The 14,915-nt window shown below is 57.7% G+C and carries 17 protein-coding genes; 9 read left to right on the top strand and 8 right to left on the bottom strand.

The features are described from left to right. Positions 1-120 precede the first annotated feature (120 nt). Positions 121-687 carry a D-glycero-beta-D-manno-heptose 1,7-bisphosphate 7-phosphatase gene (gene gmhB / locus ACOI7D_RS16680; protein ID WP_023292060.1) on the bottom strand — a complete coding sequence of 189 codons (567 nt, stop codon included), beginning with the start codon at positions 685-687 and terminating at the stop codon, positions 121-123. A gap of 188 nt (positions 688-875) precedes the next feature. On the opposite strand from gmhB, the gene metN reads away from it, so the two are divergent. The 7 genes from metN (at position 876) to ACOI7D_RS16645 (ending at position 7,364) form a co-directional block, all read left to right on the top strand. After that, positions 876-1,907: a methionine ABC transporter ATP-binding protein MetN gene (gene metN / locus ACOI7D_RS16675; protein ID WP_002889450.1), complete on the top strand. Its 1,032-nt coding sequence runs from the start codon at positions 876-878 to the stop codon at positions 1,905-1,907. Beyond that, positions 1,900-2,553, top strand: a complete 654-nt coding sequence (locus tag ACOI7D_RS16670; RefSeq protein ID WP_004204478.1) for a methionine ABC transporter permease MetI — start codon at positions 1,900-1,902, stop codon at positions 2,551-2,553. The genes metN and ACOI7D_RS16670 overlap by 8 nt, the downstream gene beginning before the upstream one ends. Positions 2,554-2,596: 43 nt before the next feature. Beyond that, positions 2,597-3,412 carry a methionine ABC transporter substrate-binding lipoprotein MetQ gene (metQ, locus tag ACOI7D_RS16665; protein ID WP_002889445.1) on the top strand — a complete coding sequence of 272 codons (816 nt, stop codon included), beginning with the start codon at positions 2,597-2,599 and terminating at the stop codon, positions 3,410-3,412. A gap of 107 nt (positions 3,413-3,519) precedes the next feature. Then, on the top strand, positions 3,520-3,927 hold the full coding sequence (gene rcsF / locus ACOI7D_RS16660) for an Rcs stress response system protein RcsF (RefSeq protein ID WP_023292059.1): 408 nt from the start codon (positions 3,520-3,522) through the stop codon (positions 3,925-3,927). Beyond that, on the top strand, positions 3,924-4,631 hold the full coding sequence (gene tsaA / locus ACOI7D_RS16655; protein WP_032452991.1) for a tRNA (N6-threonylcarbamoyladenosine(37)-N6)-methyltransferase TrmO: 708 nt from the start codon (positions 3,924-3,926) through the stop codon (positions 4,629-4,631). Before rcsF ends, tsaA begins: the two co-directional genes overlap by 4 nt. A 112-nt stretch (positions 4,632-4,743) precedes the next feature. Next, positions 4,744-6,462: a proline--tRNA ligase gene (gene proS, locus ACOI7D_RS16650; RefSeq protein WP_032452990.1), complete on the top strand. Its 1,719-nt coding sequence runs from the start codon at positions 4,744-4,746 to the stop codon at positions 6,460-6,462. A 59-nt stretch (positions 6,463-6,521) separates the two neighbouring features. Beyond that, positions 6,522-7,364 carry a YaeF family permuted papain-like enzyme gene (locus ACOI7D_RS16645; protein WP_060591195.1) on the top strand — a complete coding sequence of 281 codons (843 nt, stop codon included), beginning with the start codon at positions 6,522-6,524 and terminating at the stop codon, positions 7,362-7,364. A 158-nt stretch (positions 7,365-7,522) separates the two neighbouring features. Here the strand turns inward: ACOI7D_RS16645 and nlpE are convergent, their stop codons facing one another. Genes nlpE through ACOI7D_RS16630 form a run of 3 tightly spaced genes read right to left on the bottom strand, consistent with a single transcriptional unit; the run spans position 7,523 to position 9,219 of the window. Next, entirely contained in the window at positions 7,523-8,221 is a 699-nt protein-coding gene (gene nlpE / locus ACOI7D_RS16640) for an envelope stress response activation lipoprotein NlpE (RefSeq protein WP_093515487.1), read from the bottom strand. Positions 8,222-8,263: 42 nt separating this feature from the next. Next, positions 8,264-8,677: an alternative ribosome rescue aminoacyl-tRNA hydrolase ArfB gene (gene arfB / locus ACOI7D_RS16635; protein ID WP_004204468.1), complete on the bottom strand. Its 414-nt coding sequence runs from the start codon at positions 8,675-8,677 to the stop codon at positions 8,264-8,266. Continuing rightward, on the bottom strand, positions 8,674-9,219 hold the full coding sequence (locus tag ACOI7D_RS16630; protein WP_060591194.1) for a YaeQ family protein: 546 nt from the start codon (positions 9,217-9,219) through the stop codon (positions 8,674-8,676). The genes arfB and ACOI7D_RS16630 overlap by 4 nt, the downstream gene beginning before the upstream one ends. Before the next feature lie 196 nt (positions 9,220-9,415). Between ACOI7D_RS16630 and ACOI7D_RS16625 the strand changes: the two genes are divergently transcribed. Beyond that, positions 9,416-9,616, top strand: coding sequence for a YaeP family protein (locus ACOI7D_RS16625; protein ID WP_002889429.1), 201 nt, complete (start codon positions 9,416-9,418; stop codon positions 9,614-9,616). Beyond that, positions 9,603-9,863: a Rho-binding antiterminator gene (rof, locus tag ACOI7D_RS16620; RefSeq protein ID WP_002889424.1), complete on the top strand. Its 261-nt coding sequence runs from the start codon at positions 9,603-9,605 to the stop codon at positions 9,861-9,863. The genes ACOI7D_RS16625 and rof overlap by 14 nt, the downstream gene beginning before the upstream one ends. A 12-nt stretch (positions 9,864-9,875) precedes the next feature. Here rof and tilS read toward each other — a convergent pair whose 3' ends face one another. The 4 genes from tilS to accA all read right to left on the bottom strand — a co-directional run bounded on the left by tilS (position 9,876) and on the right by accA (position 14,905). Further along, positions 9,876-11,189, bottom strand: a complete 1,314-nt coding sequence (gene tilS, locus ACOI7D_RS16615; protein ID WP_048296742.1) for a tRNA lysidine(34) synthetase TilS — start codon at positions 11,187-11,189, stop codon at positions 9,876-9,878. 53 nt (positions 11,190-11,242) lie between these two features. Then, positions 11,243-11,632, bottom strand: coding sequence for a VOC family protein (locus tag ACOI7D_RS16610; RefSeq protein ID WP_002889387.1), 390 nt, complete (start codon positions 11,630-11,632; stop codon positions 11,243-11,245). 46 nt (positions 11,633-11,678) lie between these two features. After that, positions 11,679-13,832, bottom strand: a complete 2,154-nt coding sequence (locus ACOI7D_RS16605) for a lysine decarboxylase LdcC (RefSeq protein WP_032429283.1) — start codon at positions 13,830-13,832, stop codon at positions 11,679-11,681. A 113-nt stretch (positions 13,833-13,945) separates the two neighbouring features. Then, positions 13,946-14,905: an acetyl-CoA carboxylase carboxyl transferase subunit alpha gene (accA, locus tag ACOI7D_RS16600; RefSeq protein WP_004145855.1), complete on the bottom strand. Its 960-nt coding sequence runs from the start codon at positions 14,903-14,905 to the stop codon at positions 13,946-13,948. Positions 14,906-14,915 lie beyond the last annotated feature (10 nt).

Raw genomic sequence — 14,915 nt, 5'->3', positions numbered from 1 at the left:
ATTTGTGTGAAGTGATTCACATCCGCCGTGTCGATGGAGGCGCATTATAGGGAGCCCGCCGGGAATGACAAGCGGAAAAATACAATTTTATTTCAACCGCTCATCTTTTATACGCAACGCTTATTTTTGCTGCTTTTTAATCGCCGCCGGCAGCTCGGCCAGGCTATTTAGCACCCAATCCGCGGCTTTTTCCGCTTCTTCAGTAACAGGCTTACCGGTACGCACCAGCACTTTAGTACCGACATCAGCGGCCGCTGCAGCCTGCATATCTTCCAGTTTGTCCCCTACCATATAGGAAGCGGCCATATCGATATGCAGATAATCGCGGGCGGAGATCAGCATCCCCGGATGCGGTTTACGGCAATCACAGGTCTGACGGTACTCCTCAACCGCACCCTGCGGGTGATGCGGGCAATAATAGATACCGTCCAGATCGACGCCACGGTCTGCCAGAGACCAGTCCATCCATTCGGTCAGCGTTTCAAACTGGGCTTCGGTAAATTTACCGCGAGCAATACCGGACTGGTTAGTGACCAGCACCAGCGCGTAGCCCATCTCTTTGAGCTCGCGCATTGCGTCAATGACGCCATCGATAAATTCAAAATTGTCGATTTCGTGGACGTAGCCATGATCGACATTAATGGTGCCGTCACGGTCGAGAAAAATTGCGGGTACTGACTTTGCCACCGGTTTGCTCCTGAAAAAGGCTAGTGCCGTTAGTATCGCATGTTTCCGCATGCAAGAAAGTGCTCATTATAAAGAGTCAGATTGATTTAGACGTCTGGATGCCTTAACATCCATTTCATTGCCAGGCATCGCCTGGATACGGCAGAAGAAAATGCCACGGCAAACGGCTAAACGATAATAAATAACTGATGATTAAACTTTCCAATATCACCAAAGTGTTCCAGCAGGGGAATCGCAGCATTCAGGCGCTGAACAATGTCAGCCTGCATGTCCCTGCCGGACAAATTTACGGCGTCATCGGTGCCTCAGGCGCCGGTAAAAGTACGCTGATTCGCTGCGTTAACCTGCTGGAGCGCCCGACCGAGGGCAGCGTACAGGTTGACGGTCAGGAACTGACTGCGCTGTCGGAAAAAGAGCTAACCCGCGCTCGCCGTCAGATTGGCATGATTTTCCAGCATTTTAACCTGCTGGCATCCCGCACCGTTTTCGGCAACGTGGCGTTACCCCTGGAGCTGGATAACACGCCACAGGCAGAAATCAAACGCCGTGTGACGGAGCTGCTGGATCTTGTCGGCCTGGGCGATAAGCACGACAGCTATCCGGCTAATCTCTCCGGCGGCCAGAAACAGCGTGTCGCCATTGCCCGCGCGCTGGCCAGTAACCCCAAGGTGCTGCTGTGCGATGAAGCCACCAGCGCTCTGGATCCGGCCACCACCCGTTCCATTCTCGAACTGCTGAAAGACATTAACCGTCGTCTGGGGCTGACCATCCTGCTGATCACCCACGAAATGGATGTGGTGAAACGCATCTGCGACTGCGTGGCGGTGATTAGCAACGGCCAGTTGATTGAACAGGACACGGTGAGCGAAGTCTTCTCCCATCCGAAGACGCCGCTGGCCCAGCAGTTTATTCAGTCGACGCTGCACCTGGATATTCCTGATGACTACCAGGCGCGCCTGAAACCTACCGCCACAGCGGATAGCGTACCGATGCTGCGCATGGAATTTACCGGCCACTCCGTCGATGCGCCGCTGCTTTCTGAAACCGCGCGTCGCTTCAACGTGAATAACAACATTATTAGCGCGCAGATGGATTATGCCGGCGGGGTGAAGTTCGGCATCATGCTGACCGAAATGCACGGTACACAGGAAGACACTCAGGCGGCTATCGCCTGGCTGCAGGAACATCATGTAAAAGTAGAGGTATTGGGTTATGTCTGAGGCAATGATGTGGCTGCTGTTGCGCGGCGTATGGGAAACGCTGGCAATGACCTTTGTCTCCGGCTTCTTCGGTTTTGTCCTTGGTCTGCCGGTGGGCGTGCTGCTGTACGTGACCCGTCCGGGGCAAATCGTCGCCAATGCTAAACTGTACCGGACGCTGTCGGCGCTGGTGAACATTTTCCGCTCCATCCCGTTCATTATCCTGCTGGTCTGGATGATCCCGTTTACCCGCGTGATCGTCGGCACCTCAATCGGCCTGCAGGCGGCGATCGTGCCGTTGACGGTGGGCGCCGCGCCGTTTATCGCTCGCATGGTGGAGAACGCCCTGCTGGAGATCCCGACCGGCCTTATCGAAGCCTCCCGGGCGATGGGCGCCACGCCGCTGCAGATCGTGCGTAAGGTTCTGCTGCCTGAAGCGCTGCCGGGTCTGGTCAACGCCGCCACCATCACCCTGATCACCCTGGTGGGCTATTCCGCCATGGGCGGCGCGGTGGGCGCCGGTGGTCTGGGGCAGATTGGTTACCAGTATGGCTATATCGGTTACAACGCCACCGTGATGAATACCGTACTGGTATTGCTGGTTATTCTGGTTTATTTAATTCAATTCTCTGGCGATCGCATCGTCCGGGCTGTGACTCATAAATAACGTTATTGGCAGACAACACTCATTCTTACAGGAAGGAAATAACATGGCCTTTAATTTCAAAACCTTTGCGGCAGTTGGTGCGTTAATCGGTTCTCTGGCGCTGGTGGGTTGCGGTCAGGATGAAAAAGATCCGAATCATATTAAAGTCGGCGTTATCGTCGGGGCGGAGCAGCAGGTCGCTGAAGTCGCGCAGAAAGTGGCAAAAGAGAAGTATGGCCTTGACGTTGAGCTGGTGACCTTCAACGATTACGTTCTGCCGAACGAAGCGCTGAGCAAAGGCGATATCGACGTCAACGCCTTCCAGCATAAACCGTATCTCGACCAGCAGATTAAAGACCGCGGCTACAAGCTGGTGGCTGTCGGCAACACCTTCGTCTACCCGATCGCGGGTTACTCGAAGAAAATCAAATCGCTGGACGAACTGCAGCCGGGCTCGCAGATCGCCGTCCCTAACGATCCGACCAACCTCGGTCGTTCTCTGCTGCTGCTGCAGCAGGTGGGCCTGATCAAACTGAAGGACGGCGTAGGCCTGCTGCCGACCTCGCTGGATATCGTCGAGAACCCGAAAAACCTGAAGATTGTTGAACTGGAAGCGCCGCAGCTGCCGCGTTCTCTTGACGACGCGCAGATCGCGCTGGCCGTTATCAACACCACTTACGCCAGCCAGATTGGCCTGACCCCGGCGAAAGACGGCATCTTTGTTGAAGGGAAAGAGTCGCCGTACGTGAACCTGATCGTGGCGCGTGAAGACAATAAAGATGCTGAGAATGTGAAAAAATTCGTTCAGGCTTACCAGAGCGATGAAGTTTACGAAGCAGCAAACAAGATCTTTAACGGCGGCGCAGTGAAAGGCTGGTAATCTTTTCTCACCGTAATATCATTCAGGACGGGCTTCACGCCCGTCTTGTCATTTATGCAAGCACCTGATTCAATAACGCCCTGTTTTTTATTCATTGAGGAAATACTATGCGTGCTTTACCGGTCTGTTTGTTAGCACTCATGTTAAGCGGTTGTTCCATGCTAAGCAGATCTCCCGTTGAACCTGTTCAAAGCACTGCAACTCCCCCGGTTAAATCGGAGCCGAGCAAACCACGCGCAACCCGTCCGGCACCGGTACGTATTTATACCGATGCGTCAGAGCTGGTAGGTAAACCATTCCGCGATCTGGGGGAAGTGTCTGGCGAGTCCTGCCAGGCCTCGAATCAGGATTCTCCGCCGAATATCCCTACCGCCCGCAAGCGCCTGCAGATTAATGCCGCACGTATGAAAGCCAATGCTGTCCTGCTGCACCGCTGCGAAGTGACCAGCGGCACCCCAGGCTGCTACCGTCAGGCGGTTTGTCTGGGCTCGGCGCTTAACGTCTCGGCGCAATGAGTGCATTTCAGTTCGCGCAGATAGGCGTGATCCGCTCGCCGTATAAAGAGAAGTTTGCCGTACCTCGCCAGCCGGGTCTGGTCAAGCACGGCGGCGGAGAACTCCATCTGATCGCGCCCTACAACCAGGCCGACGCCGTGCGTGGTCTGGAAAGCTTCAGCCATCTGTGGATCCTGTTTGTGTTTCATCAGACCATGGAAGGCGGCTGGCGTCCGACGGTGCGCCCTCCCCGTCTCGGGGGCAACGCGCGTATGGGCGTCTTCGCCACCCGCTCCACCTTTCGCCCCAATCCCATTGGCATGTCTCTGGTTGAGCTGAAGGGCGTCCGCTGTCAGAAAGAGCAGGTGATACTGGAACTCGGCAGCCTCGATCTCGTCGACGGTACGCCGGTGGTCGACATCAAACCCTATCTGCCGTTTGCCGAAGCGCTGCCCAACGCGCACGCCAGCTACGCGCAACAGGCGCCGCAGGCGGATCAGGTCGTCAGTTTTACCGCCGACGTCGAAACGCAGCTTTTGCATCTGGAGAAGCGTTATCCGCACCTGAAGGCGTTTATCCGAGAGGTGCTGGCGCAGGATCCGCGTCCGGCCTACCGTAAGGAGGAAGAGGCAGGCAAAAATTACGCCGTCTGGCTGCTGGATTTCAACGTCCGCTGGCGGGTGACTGCCTCCGGTTTTGAAGTCTTTGCCCTCGAAGCGCGCTAATTTTATTTTCCTCTCTTTTGGCATCTTTGCCACACTGGTAAACTAAACCACTTTTTTTGTTTCAGGCTGGGCAACCAGCCTGTTCCGCTCGTTTAACTGGAACCGTTACAACATGCGTACTAGCCAATATCTGCTCTCCACTCTGAAGGAGACACCTGCCGACGCCGAGGTAATCAGCCACCAGCTGATGCTGCGCGCCGGGATGATCCGCAAGCTGGCCTCCGGGTTATACACCTGGCTGCCGACCGGCGTGCGCGTCCTGAAAAAAGTCGAAAACATCGTGCGTGAAGAGATGAACAACGCCGGTGCGATCGAGGTGTTAATGCCGGTCGTTCAGCCATCTGAACTGTGGCAGGAGAGCGGTCGCTGGGAGCAGTACGGCCCGGAACTGCTGCGCATTGCCGATCGTGGCGATCGTCCGTTCGTCCTCGGTCCAACCCACGAAGAGGTCATCACCGATCTGATCCGCAACGAGCTGAACTCCTATAAGCAGCTGCCGCTGAACTTCTATCAGATCCAGACCAAATTCCGCGACGAAGTGCGCCCGCGTTTCGGTGTGATGCGCTCCCGCGAATTCCTGATGAAAGATGCGTACTCTTTCCATACTTCGCAGGAATCGCTGCAGGAAACCTACGATGCGATGTACGCCGCTTACAGCAAAATCTTCAGCCGTATGGGGCTGGATTTCCGTGCGGTACAGGCTGATACCGGCTCCATCGGCGGCAGCGCCTCTCATGAATTCCAGGTGCTGGCGCAGAGCGGCGAAGACGATGTGATCTTCTCCGACAGCTCCGACTACGCGGCAAACATCGAGTTTGCGGAAGCCGTTGCGCCGAAAACGCCGCGCGCGGACGCCACCCAGGAGTTGACCCTGGTCGACACGCCGAACGCCAAAACCATCGCCGAGCTGGTTGAGCAGTTCAACCTGCCGATCGAAAAAACCGTGAAAACCCTGCTGGTGAAAGCGGTTGAAGATAGCGCTTCCCCGCTGGTTGCCCTGCTGGTGCGCGGCGATCACGAGCTGAACGAAGTGAAAGCGGAAAAACTGCCGCAGGTCGCCAGCCCGCTGACCTTCGCCACCGAAGAAGAGATCCGCGCCCTGGTGAAAGCCGGTCCGGGCTCCCTGGGTCCGGTGAACCTGCCGGTGCCGGTGATTATCGACCGTACTGTGGCGGTGATGAGCGATTTCGCCGCCGGCGCCAACATCGACGGCAAACACTATTTCGGCATCAACTGGGACCGCGATGTCGCCACGCCGGAAGTCGCTGACATCCGTAACGTCGTTGCCGGCGATCCGAGCCCGGACGGCAAAGGTACCCTGCTTATCAAGCGCGGTATCGAAGTGGGTCATATCTTCCAGCTGGGGACGAAGTACTCCGAGGCGATGAAAGCCGCGGTCCAGGGCGAAGATGGCCGCAACCAGATCCTGACCATGGGTTGCTATGGTATCGGGGTCACTCGCGTAGTGGCGGCGGCGATTGAGCAGAACTTTGACGATCGCGGTATTGTCTGGCCGGATGCGATTGCGCCGTTCCAGGTGGCGATCCTGCCGATGAACATGCATAAATCTTACCGTGTGCAGGAGCTGGCGGAGAAACTGTACGCCGAGCTGAGCGCCCAGGGTATTGAAGTGCTGATGGACGATCGTAAAGAGCGTCCGGGCGTGATGTTCGCCGATATGGAGCTGATCGGTATCCCGCACACCATCGTGCTGGGCGATCGTAACCTCGACAACGACGATATCGAATACAAGTATCGTCGCAACGGTGAGAAGCAGCTGATCAAGACCGGGGATATTGTGGAATATCTGGTTAAAGCGATAAAAGGCTAATCACCCGATTCAGGGCCCTGAACGGATGTCAGGGCCTTTTTTTTACAAGGACTGTACCCATGACTGCACCTCTCCTCAGCAGCGGGCTGCTTACCTCCGCCCTGCTCCTGCTTACCGCCTGCACTGTAGACGTCGGCCGCAGCGTCCCTTCCGCATCCGCTACCGATGGCCGCTCACCGCCATGGGCTGTCACCCTCCAGCGTCAAAGCTCGATTGCCGGCAGCGGGCTGCGCGAAATCGCCGAAAACGACCTTCGTTCCGGCGACCTGCTCTTCTCCTCCAGCCTTGGCGTCACTTCGCTTGGGATCCGCGCCTTCAGCGCCTCTTCCGTGAGCCACGTCGCGCTGTATCTCGGCGAGGGTCAAATTGCGGAAGCTACCGGCGCCGGTGTGCAGGTGATATCGCTACAGCAAGCGATGGCGCACAGCGATAAACTCTTTGCCCTCAGAGTGCCCGATCTGACGCCGGACCAGGCGATGGCGATGAGAGGTTTTGCCTGGCAGGTCAAAGACAGCGGGTATAACTATCGCGGCATTATTCAGTTTATCCCTTATATGGTCACCAAACCGCTCTGCTCGCTCAACCCTTTCTCGCGTAACTTTCGCCAGCAGTGCGTAAGCGGCCTGGCCAAAGCGCAACTGGGCGATGGGGCCAGCCCCGACAAGAAAGCGTGGTTTTGCTCGGAGTTTGTCAGCGAGGCCTTTGTCAGAGCCGGGCATCCGCTGACCCTGGCGCAGGCGGCGTGGATCAGCCCTTCCGATCTGCTGCACATGCGGGAAGGAGATGTCGCCACCTTTAAACCCGAGACGCAGCTGCAGTATGTCGGGCATCTGAAACCAGGGGTTTATCTTCAGGCCGGTAAACTGGTGGGGTTGAGCAAACCGAAGGCCGGTGCGGAGTAAAAGAACGATTTGCCCTTTACCCCCCGTCATGAGGCTCATGCTTCGTGCGCTATGGTTGGTGGAAAAGGGGGGACGGTAAAACCGCAATGACCCAATTCCGCTGGCCGGCTACCGCTGAGACGTATCCCCTACCCGTTTCCCGGGCAGGAGCCGGACAATCAGTGTCCGCAGTCCTTCCCAGGAATAAATTTGCCAGCCTGATCCGTCATCAGCGTTTTCATCATTTCGCCGGTATCCGGGTTCGCCTCGAGGGTAAAGTGCCCCTCCACCACCAGCAGCACCGGACCTGAATCATTGCCGCGGGCAGCGGCATAATCCCGCTCAAGCTGGGCATTATTCGCCACCGCGATGCGTTTACCGGTCGCGCAATCAGTAAAGGTTGCCGCATCGGCCATATAGAAGTACATACCACGCATCGTCATCGGGGTAGTCGGCAGGCTGGCCTTCACCGGCTCCAGGGTATAGTTGAGGGGAGACTGAATGGGGCTCCCGTTGCGGTCGAGCATCTCCAGCTTGTCGCCCTTCGCGCGAAAGTACGATTTTTCGCCCTTGCTGTTGGTCAGTACCAGCTTATCCGCCGTACGCGCCCAGGTGCCGTAAGAGGCAAAGGAGGATGGTTCACGACGCGCGCCCTGGTAGTGCTCATTCATCACCCAGGTGCCGTCTTTTTCCAGGAACAGCGAGGTGTCGATGCCTTCGCAATCCGCGCAAGGCAGCACCCCGCGCCAGCTTTGCTGCATCGGCTTGAGCTCTTCCATCGCCGCCGGCTGGACCGTGTCAGTTTCGGCGCGATGGTTACAACCAAACAGCGCGAACAGCGAACAGGCCGCTATCACGGAGAATATGATTTTCTTCACTCTACTTTCCTTATGATCCATTCCACCCGTTCGCCGACGCCTTCACTGGCGAACTTTCCCACGCAGCGCCTTGACTGAGGACTTTTGCGCCTTGGAAGCAAGGCGTCGCTCTTTGGATGCCCGAGTCGGTCGCGTCTCCCGGCGACTTTTTTGCACTGCGGTCAATTCTTTGATAAGGGCCACCAGCCGGGCGATCGCCGCTTCGCGGTTCATCTCCTGACTGCGATATTCCTGAGCCTTAATGATAACCACACCGTCAGCAGAAATTAAATGGTGGCTGGCGGCGAGCAGGCGCTCTTTGTAAAACGCCGGCAGGCTCGAGGCTTTAATATCGAAGCGCAGATGGATCGCGGTCGACGCTTTGTTCACGTGCTGGCCCCCGGCCCCCTGGGCGCGAATACCTTCCAGCGTGATCTCGTTATCGGCAATGGCCACGCTGCGGCTGATAGTAATCATGCCGGCCCTTGCCAGGTGGTAAGCTGAATTTCCAGATTATTCTGAGCGTCGGACAACCAGATGCTCCCCTCCTGCAAAGTGGCCTGCAGCATCATCGTGCGGTCGGCAAAAGCGCTAAGCTGCGCCAGCTGGGCATCATCAAGATACCAGATAGTCAGCTTCGGGTATGCCGCAAGCTTGTTCTGATTCTGCTGCCACCAGATTTCAGCCGCCCGGCTGTTATAGGCAAACAACGCCACCGCCTGCGCCCGCGAGCAGGCTTTCTTGAGACGTTTCTCGTCCGGCAGCCCCAGCTCGATCCACAGATCAACCCCGAGATGATCGTTAAGCAGCCACAGCTCCGGCTCGTCGTCTGACGAGAGGCCGCGCGTAAACTGCAGCCGCTCATCGGCATATTTGATCCACGCCAGCAGGCGCAGCATCATGCGCTCCTGGGTTTCCGACGGGTGCTGCGCCAGCGTCAGGTTAGCATCCAGAAACTGGTTGCGATCCAGATCGGCTACATTCACCGCGGCTTTATATATCGTCGCTTTCAGCGCCATGAACAAACTCCTGAAAAAAATGGCGTACATTGTAGCGAAACTGGCGACAAAAGGCTGTCAGCAATCGCAGCAACCTGTTTCATCCTGCTGAAATTGCTTAAATGACTATGATATAGTTCCCTTGCTAAACAGAGTTTATCTTCGTAGGCTTAAACTTGCATCCCACGGTTGAGTCAGAACGCTGACAGGAGGGCATGTGGACCACTATTGTGAGTTAATACGCAAGCGGTATGCGGAAATAGCCAGCGGAGACTTAGGGTATATCCCGGATGCGCTGGGTTGCGTGTTGAAAGTATTGAATGAGATTGCGGCGGATGAGGCCCTTTCGGAGTCAGTCAGGGAAAAGGCCGCTTATGCGGCAGCAAACTTACTGGTGAGCGATTATGTCAATGAATGATACTTATCAACCCATTAACTGCGATGATTACGACAACCTGGAGCTGGCCTGCCAGCATCACCTGGTGCTGACGCTGGCGCTGAAGGATGGCGAACAGCTGCAGGCGAAGGCCAGCGATCTAATCTCGCGTAAAAATATCGAGTATCTTGTGGTCGAACTCGCCGGCAACGTCCGCGAGCTGCGCCTGGATAAAATCGCCAGCTTCAGTCACCCGGAAATCGGCACCGTGGTGGTGAGCGAATCCTGAATCAAAACGGGCTTAACCGCCCGTTTTCCTCCACGCCAGACTGACCCCTTCCCCGTCTTTGACTTCACCTTCGTTGGTCACAAACAGATCGTCCGCTGCGGCAATCGGCGTTTCGCCGTAAAACAGCAGCGGCGTGGTGTCTCGTCGCCACGGAGCAACGCCCAGCTCCTGCCAGATCTTCTTCAGCTTACGGCCGCCATGACGCCCGACGATATGCAGATGGCCGTTGGCGCGAAAGCGGACGGTGACTGGCTCATCCGCCGGGGGCGGGCGCAGCCTGCCGCCCGGCTGCAGCACCAGCTCACCAAGACCGTCCGCCAGCCGCAGCGGTTGGCGCCAGTCTGTCCAGCGCTGGACGCTGTCCGTCTGCCCGGGTACATATCTCACCCAGTACAAGCGCTGCTGAAAACGGCGGACGGTAAATTCCCCCAACCGCAGGCAGGGGCTGGCATCTTCCCGCGCCAGCGCCACCTCGTGCCAGAGGCGCTCAGGCACCTCGCGGGCCGGCATCGGCGCCTGCTGCCCGGCGAGCCAGCGACGCAGCAACGCCGCGCGGCGGGGAGAACTCATCGACGTCAGCGGCGCGATAGCCAGCGACCCGTCTTCGGCCACCAGCGACGCCAGCTCCGCCGCCAGCATCTCGTCCAGCAGCTGCTCCTGCTCGGCGCACAGGCTGGCGCTGCGGGCGACGGCCTCGCTAAAGTGCGGCCAGCGCTCGCGCAGCACCGGGATCACCCGCAGGCGCAGGAAGTTGCGGTCATAGGTATCGTCCTGATTACTCTCATCTTCAATCCACGACAGCTGGTGGGCGAGCGCCCACTGGCGCAGCGATTCCCGGGTTTCATTGAGGAGAGGACGCAGCAGTCGACTGCCGGCAAAGGGAGACGATGGCGCCATCGCCGACAGGCCGGTCGGACCGCTGCCGCGTTTTAACGCCAGCAGCAGCGTTTCACACTGATCGTCCTGGTGCTGAGCGGTCACTAACACTTCGCCGGCGCGGAGCGTCTCCTGAAAGGCCTGATAGCGCGCCGCGCGGGCATGGGCCTCGACGCCCAGGCCGCCCCGGGCTAACGTCACGCGATGCACCGCCAGCGGCACCTGCCACTGCTGGCAAATTTGCCGACAATGCGCCACCCAGTCGTCTGCGTGGGCGCTAAGGCCGTGATGAATATGCACCGCCCGCAGCGTCAGAGAGGGATCCTGTTCCCGCAGCAGCACCAGCTGATGCAGGAGAACCGTCGAGTCCAGACCGCCGCTGAAGGCCACCAGCAGCTGGCGATGGGGATGAAGCGTATGCGCAATGTTAGCCGTCATAACCACAAACATACCGAGAAGTGATGGCCCGGCACGTTACCGGGCCAGGGTCGCGCTGGCAAGGTTTACTGCTGATATATTTCCAGCGGCAGGTCGTCCGGATCGCTAAAGAAGGTAAAGCGTTTACCGGTAAAGGGATCGACGCGAATCGCTTCGCACTCCACGCCATGCGCCGTCAGGTGCGCCACCGCAGCGTCGATATCATCCACGCTAAAGGCCAGATGACGCAGCCCGCACGCTTCCGGACGACTGGGTCGGGCCGGCGGAAACGGGAACGAGAACAGCTCAATCACATACTCGCCGTTGAGCGCCAGATCGCCCTTCCAGGAGTCACGTTCGGCGCGATAAAACTCGCTTTGCAGCGTAAACCCCAGAATATCGCAATAGAACGCTTTACTGCGGGCGTAGTCAGTCGCAATGATGGCAATATGGTGAACCCGTTTCAAACCCAGCATGGTCAAACTCCTTCTGTTAAGCCAGCCACGTTACTCGTGCGCGCCGTTAACGCGCAAGCCTTTCGTCATTTTTTAAGACTCGTACCCGATACACGCCGTCCTCATCGCGCTTCGCGCCGTGAATATCGGTCTCAAACCCCGGGTAATGACGTCCTATTGAGCAGAGCATCAGCAGGAAGTCGAGCACCGCCCGGCTCTCCTCCGTGATCATCTCTCCCGGCATCAGCAGCGGTACGCCCGGCGGATAAGGGAGGATCATGTTGGCCGAAATCCGGCCCACCAGGTTCTCCAGTTCAATGGTTTCCACCTCACCCTTGATCTGGCGCTGCCAGGCATGATGCGGCGTCATTTTCATTTCCGGCAGGACGTCAAAGGCGCTGAGCATCAGCTGCGGCAGCTGGTGCTGGCGGATCAAGCGGTGGATCCCCTGTGCCAGATCCTGGATCCGCATGTTGCGGTAGAAGTCGGGATCTTCCGCGTACAGATCCGGCAACATATTTTTCACCCGCAGATTGAGATCGTAGGCGCGCTTAAATTCGGTCAGGCCGCGCAGCAGACCCATCGCCCGGGTTTTATCGATACCGATGCTAAAGAGGAACAGCAGGTTGTAGGGGCCCGTTTTCTCCACCACCACGCCCCGCTCGTCGAGGAACTTCGCCACCAGCGCCGCCGGGATCCCCTCTTCATCCATATTCCCCTGCTCGTCCATACCCGGCGTCAGAATGGTGACTTTCACCGGATCGAGGTACATATGATCCGCATCGGCATCTTTGAAACCGTGCCAGTCATCGCCCGGCGCCACCGGCCAGCACTCGGCTTTATCCACCGCTTCCGGCTGCCAGATATCAAAGAACCAGCCGTCCGACTCCTCGCGCAGTCGCTGCACCTCTTTGCGGAAATCCAGCGCCCGCTCAATGGAGCGCTGGATCAGGCGCTTACCGGAGTTACCGCGCAGCATCGCCGCCGCGGTCTCAATCGACGCGACGATGGGATAGCTCGGCGACGTAGAGGTATGCATCATAAAGGCTTCATTAAAGGTCTCTTCATCATAGTTGCCCTTAATGTGGATCAGCGAGGCCTGCGACAGCGCGGCCAGCATCTTATGCGTCGACTGCGTCTCGAAGATGACTTTTCCGGGGATCCGCTCACCGCTCATGCCGCTTTTCCCCTGATATATCGGATGGAAATGGGTATACGGCACCCAGGCGGAATCGAAATGGATCGACGGGACGTCGAGCGTCTCTTTAAGCCAGGTGGTGTTGTAGAGCAGCCCATCGTAGGTGGAGTTGGTGATCACCGCATGCACGGGCCACTGCGCCCCGCCCGTGTCGCGCACTTTCTGCTGAATACTGTCGCGGGTAAACTCGCGCCGGGGGATACCGCCGAGGATCCCTAACGCATTGCGGGTCGGCTTCAGCCACAGGGGAACCACATCGCTCATCATCAGCAGGTGGGCCAGCGATTTGTGACAGTTACGGTCAATCAGCAGGGTACTGCCGGCGGGCGCCGAGTACATACCGACAATTTTATTGGACGTCGAGGTACCGTTGGTCACCATATAGCTTTGCTCGGCGCCAAAGGCGCGAGCGATATACTCCTCCGCCTCCAGATGCGGGCCGGTATGATCCAGCAGGGAGCCCAGCTCGGTGACCGAAATCGAGACATCCGCCTTCAGCGTATTCCCGCCAAAGAAATCATAGAACAGGCAGCCCACCGGGCTTTTCTGATAGGCGCTACCGCCCATATGACCCGGCGTACAGAAGGTATATTTCCCCTCCTGCACATAGTTAAACAGCGCGCGGGTAAATGGCGGGGTGATATTGTCCAGGTACTCGCGGGTATACTGCCCGATGCGGGTGGCGATCTCTTCGGAGAGTCCCAGCGCATATTCGAAGAACCACAGCGTCATGCGCAGATCCTGACTGCTGACGTCCATCGTCGAGTGGGCGTTAATAAAGGCGTACAGAGGCAGATATTCATTGAGCTGGTTAATATCGCTGCACAGATCGACGCTGTACTCATCCCAGTCGAAGATCACGCCGCAGATGCGCGGGTTGTGCTCGATAAACTGCAGCAGGTCGGCGCTATTTTGCGGCCAGATGGTCTGAAAGCCCTGGCGCTGCAGCGCCGCTTCCAGTTCTTTGATCGGCTCGTCTTTGTGGTAGACGCCGTGAGGCCCCATGATGGCGATGATATTCACGCTTTCCTCCTGGTATTCACCTAAGTCCAGCATCATAGCAATCCCCTGGGCGCATCGCACATAAAAAAAGGGCCGGAAAATCCGGCCCTTAGTGTTTTGCGCTAGCGGAAAACTTAGGCGTAACCGTAGCTCATCAGACGTTGATAGCGGCGGTTCAGCAGCTCTTCTTCGCTGAGAAGATCGAGATCGGCCAGGTCCGCCAGCAGCTGCGCTTTCAGGCTTGCCGCCATCGCTTCCGGGTTGCGGTGGGCGCCGCCCAGCGGTTCCGGAACGATAGAATCGATCAGCTTCAGCTCTTTCAGACGCGGGGCGATAATGCCCATCGCTTCCGCAGCCAGCGGCGCTTTATCCGCGCTCTTCCACAGAATGGAGGCGCAGCCTTCCGGCGAAATCACCGAATAGGTGCTGTACTGCAGCATATTGACCTTGTCGCCCACGCCAATCGCCAGCGCGCCGCCGGAGCCGCCTTCGCCGATCACGGTGCAGATAACCGGCACGCTCAGACGCGACATCTCACGCAGGTTGCGGGCAATCGCTTCCGACTGGCCGCGCTCTTCCGCGCCGACGCCCGGGTAGGCGCCCGGGGTGTCGATAAAGGTGATGATCGGCATTTTAAACCGCTCAGCCATCTCCATCAGGCGCAGCGCTTTGCGGTAGCCTTCCGGGGCCGGCATACCAAAGTTGCGACGAATTTTTTCTTTGGTTTCGCGACCTTTCTGGTGGCCGATGATCATCACCGGACGACCGTCAAGACGCGCGATACCGCCGACAATCGCTTTATCGTCAGCGAAGGCGCGGTCACCGGCCAGTTCGTCAAATTCGTCGAACGCCAGGCGGACATAATCCAGGGTGTAAGGACGGCGCGGGTGGCGCGCCAGTTGCGCAACCTGCCATGCACCGAGATCGGCGAAGATTTTGCGCGTCAGCTCTACGCTTTTCTCGCGCAGACGATGCACCTCTTCGTCGATGTTAATATCCAGTTTCTCATCCTGACGGCTTACCGCAGTCAGGGAATCGATTTTCGCTTCCAGCTCTGCAATCGGCTGTTCAAAATCTAGGAAATTCAGACTCATAGTATTCCTG

The sequence above is a fragment of the Klebsiella sp. C360 genome, assembly GCF_048822415.1.
In the GTDB taxonomy this organism is placed as follows: Bacteria; Pseudomonadota; Gammaproteobacteria; order Enterobacterales; family Enterobacteriaceae; genus Klebsiella; species Klebsiella quasipneumoniae.
This window is presented reverse-complemented; position numbering and strand designations above follow the sequence as displayed.

Bases quoted from the DNA above. Each gene is read 5' to 3' on its own strand.
- rof (WP_002889424.1), top strand. From the start codon at position 9,603: ATGTCAATGAATGATACTTATCAACCCATTAACTGCGATGATTACGAC.
- accA (WP_004145855.1), bottom strand. From the start codon at position 14,905: ATGAGTCTGAATTTCCTAGATTTTGAACAGCCGATTGCAGAGCTGGAA.
- proS (WP_032452990.1), top strand. From the start codon at position 4,744: ATGCGTACTAGCCAATATCTGCTCTCCACTCTGAAGGAGACACCTGCC.
- tsaA (WP_032452991.1), top strand. From the start codon at position 3,924: ATGAGTGCATTTCAGTTCGCGCAGATAGGCGTGATCCGCTCGCCGTAT.
- ACOI7D_RS16630 (WP_060591194.1), bottom strand. From the start codon at position 9,219: ATGGCGCTGAAAGCGACGATATATAAAGCCGCGGTGAATGTAGCCGAT.
- ACOI7D_RS16670 (WP_004204478.1), top strand. From the start codon at position 1,900: ATGTCTGAGGCAATGATGTGGCTGCTGTTGCGCGGCGTATGGGAAACG.
- metQ (WP_002889445.1), top strand. From the start codon at position 2,597: ATGGCCTTTAATTTCAAAACCTTTGCGGCAGTTGGTGCGTTAATCGGT.
- ACOI7D_RS16610 (WP_002889387.1), bottom strand. From the start codon at position 11,632: ATGCTGGGTTTGAAACGGGTTCACCATATTGCCATCATTGCGACTGAC.
- metN (WP_002889450.1), top strand. From the start codon at position 876: ATGATTAAACTTTCCAATATCACCAAAGTGTTCCAGCAGGGGAATCGC.
- arfB (WP_004204468.1), bottom strand. From the start codon at position 8,677: ATGATTACTATCAGCCGCAGCGTGGCCATTGCCGATAACGAGATCACG.
- ACOI7D_RS16645 (WP_060591195.1), top strand. From the start codon at position 6,522: ATGACTGCACCTCTCCTCAGCAGCGGGCTGCTTACCTCCGCCCTGCTC.
- tilS (WP_048296742.1), bottom strand. From the start codon at position 11,189: ATGTTTGTGGTTATGACGGCTAACATTGCGCATACGCTTCATCCCCAT.
- rcsF (WP_023292059.1), top strand. From the start codon at position 3,520: ATGCGTGCTTTACCGGTCTGTTTGTTAGCACTCATGTTAAGCGGTTGT.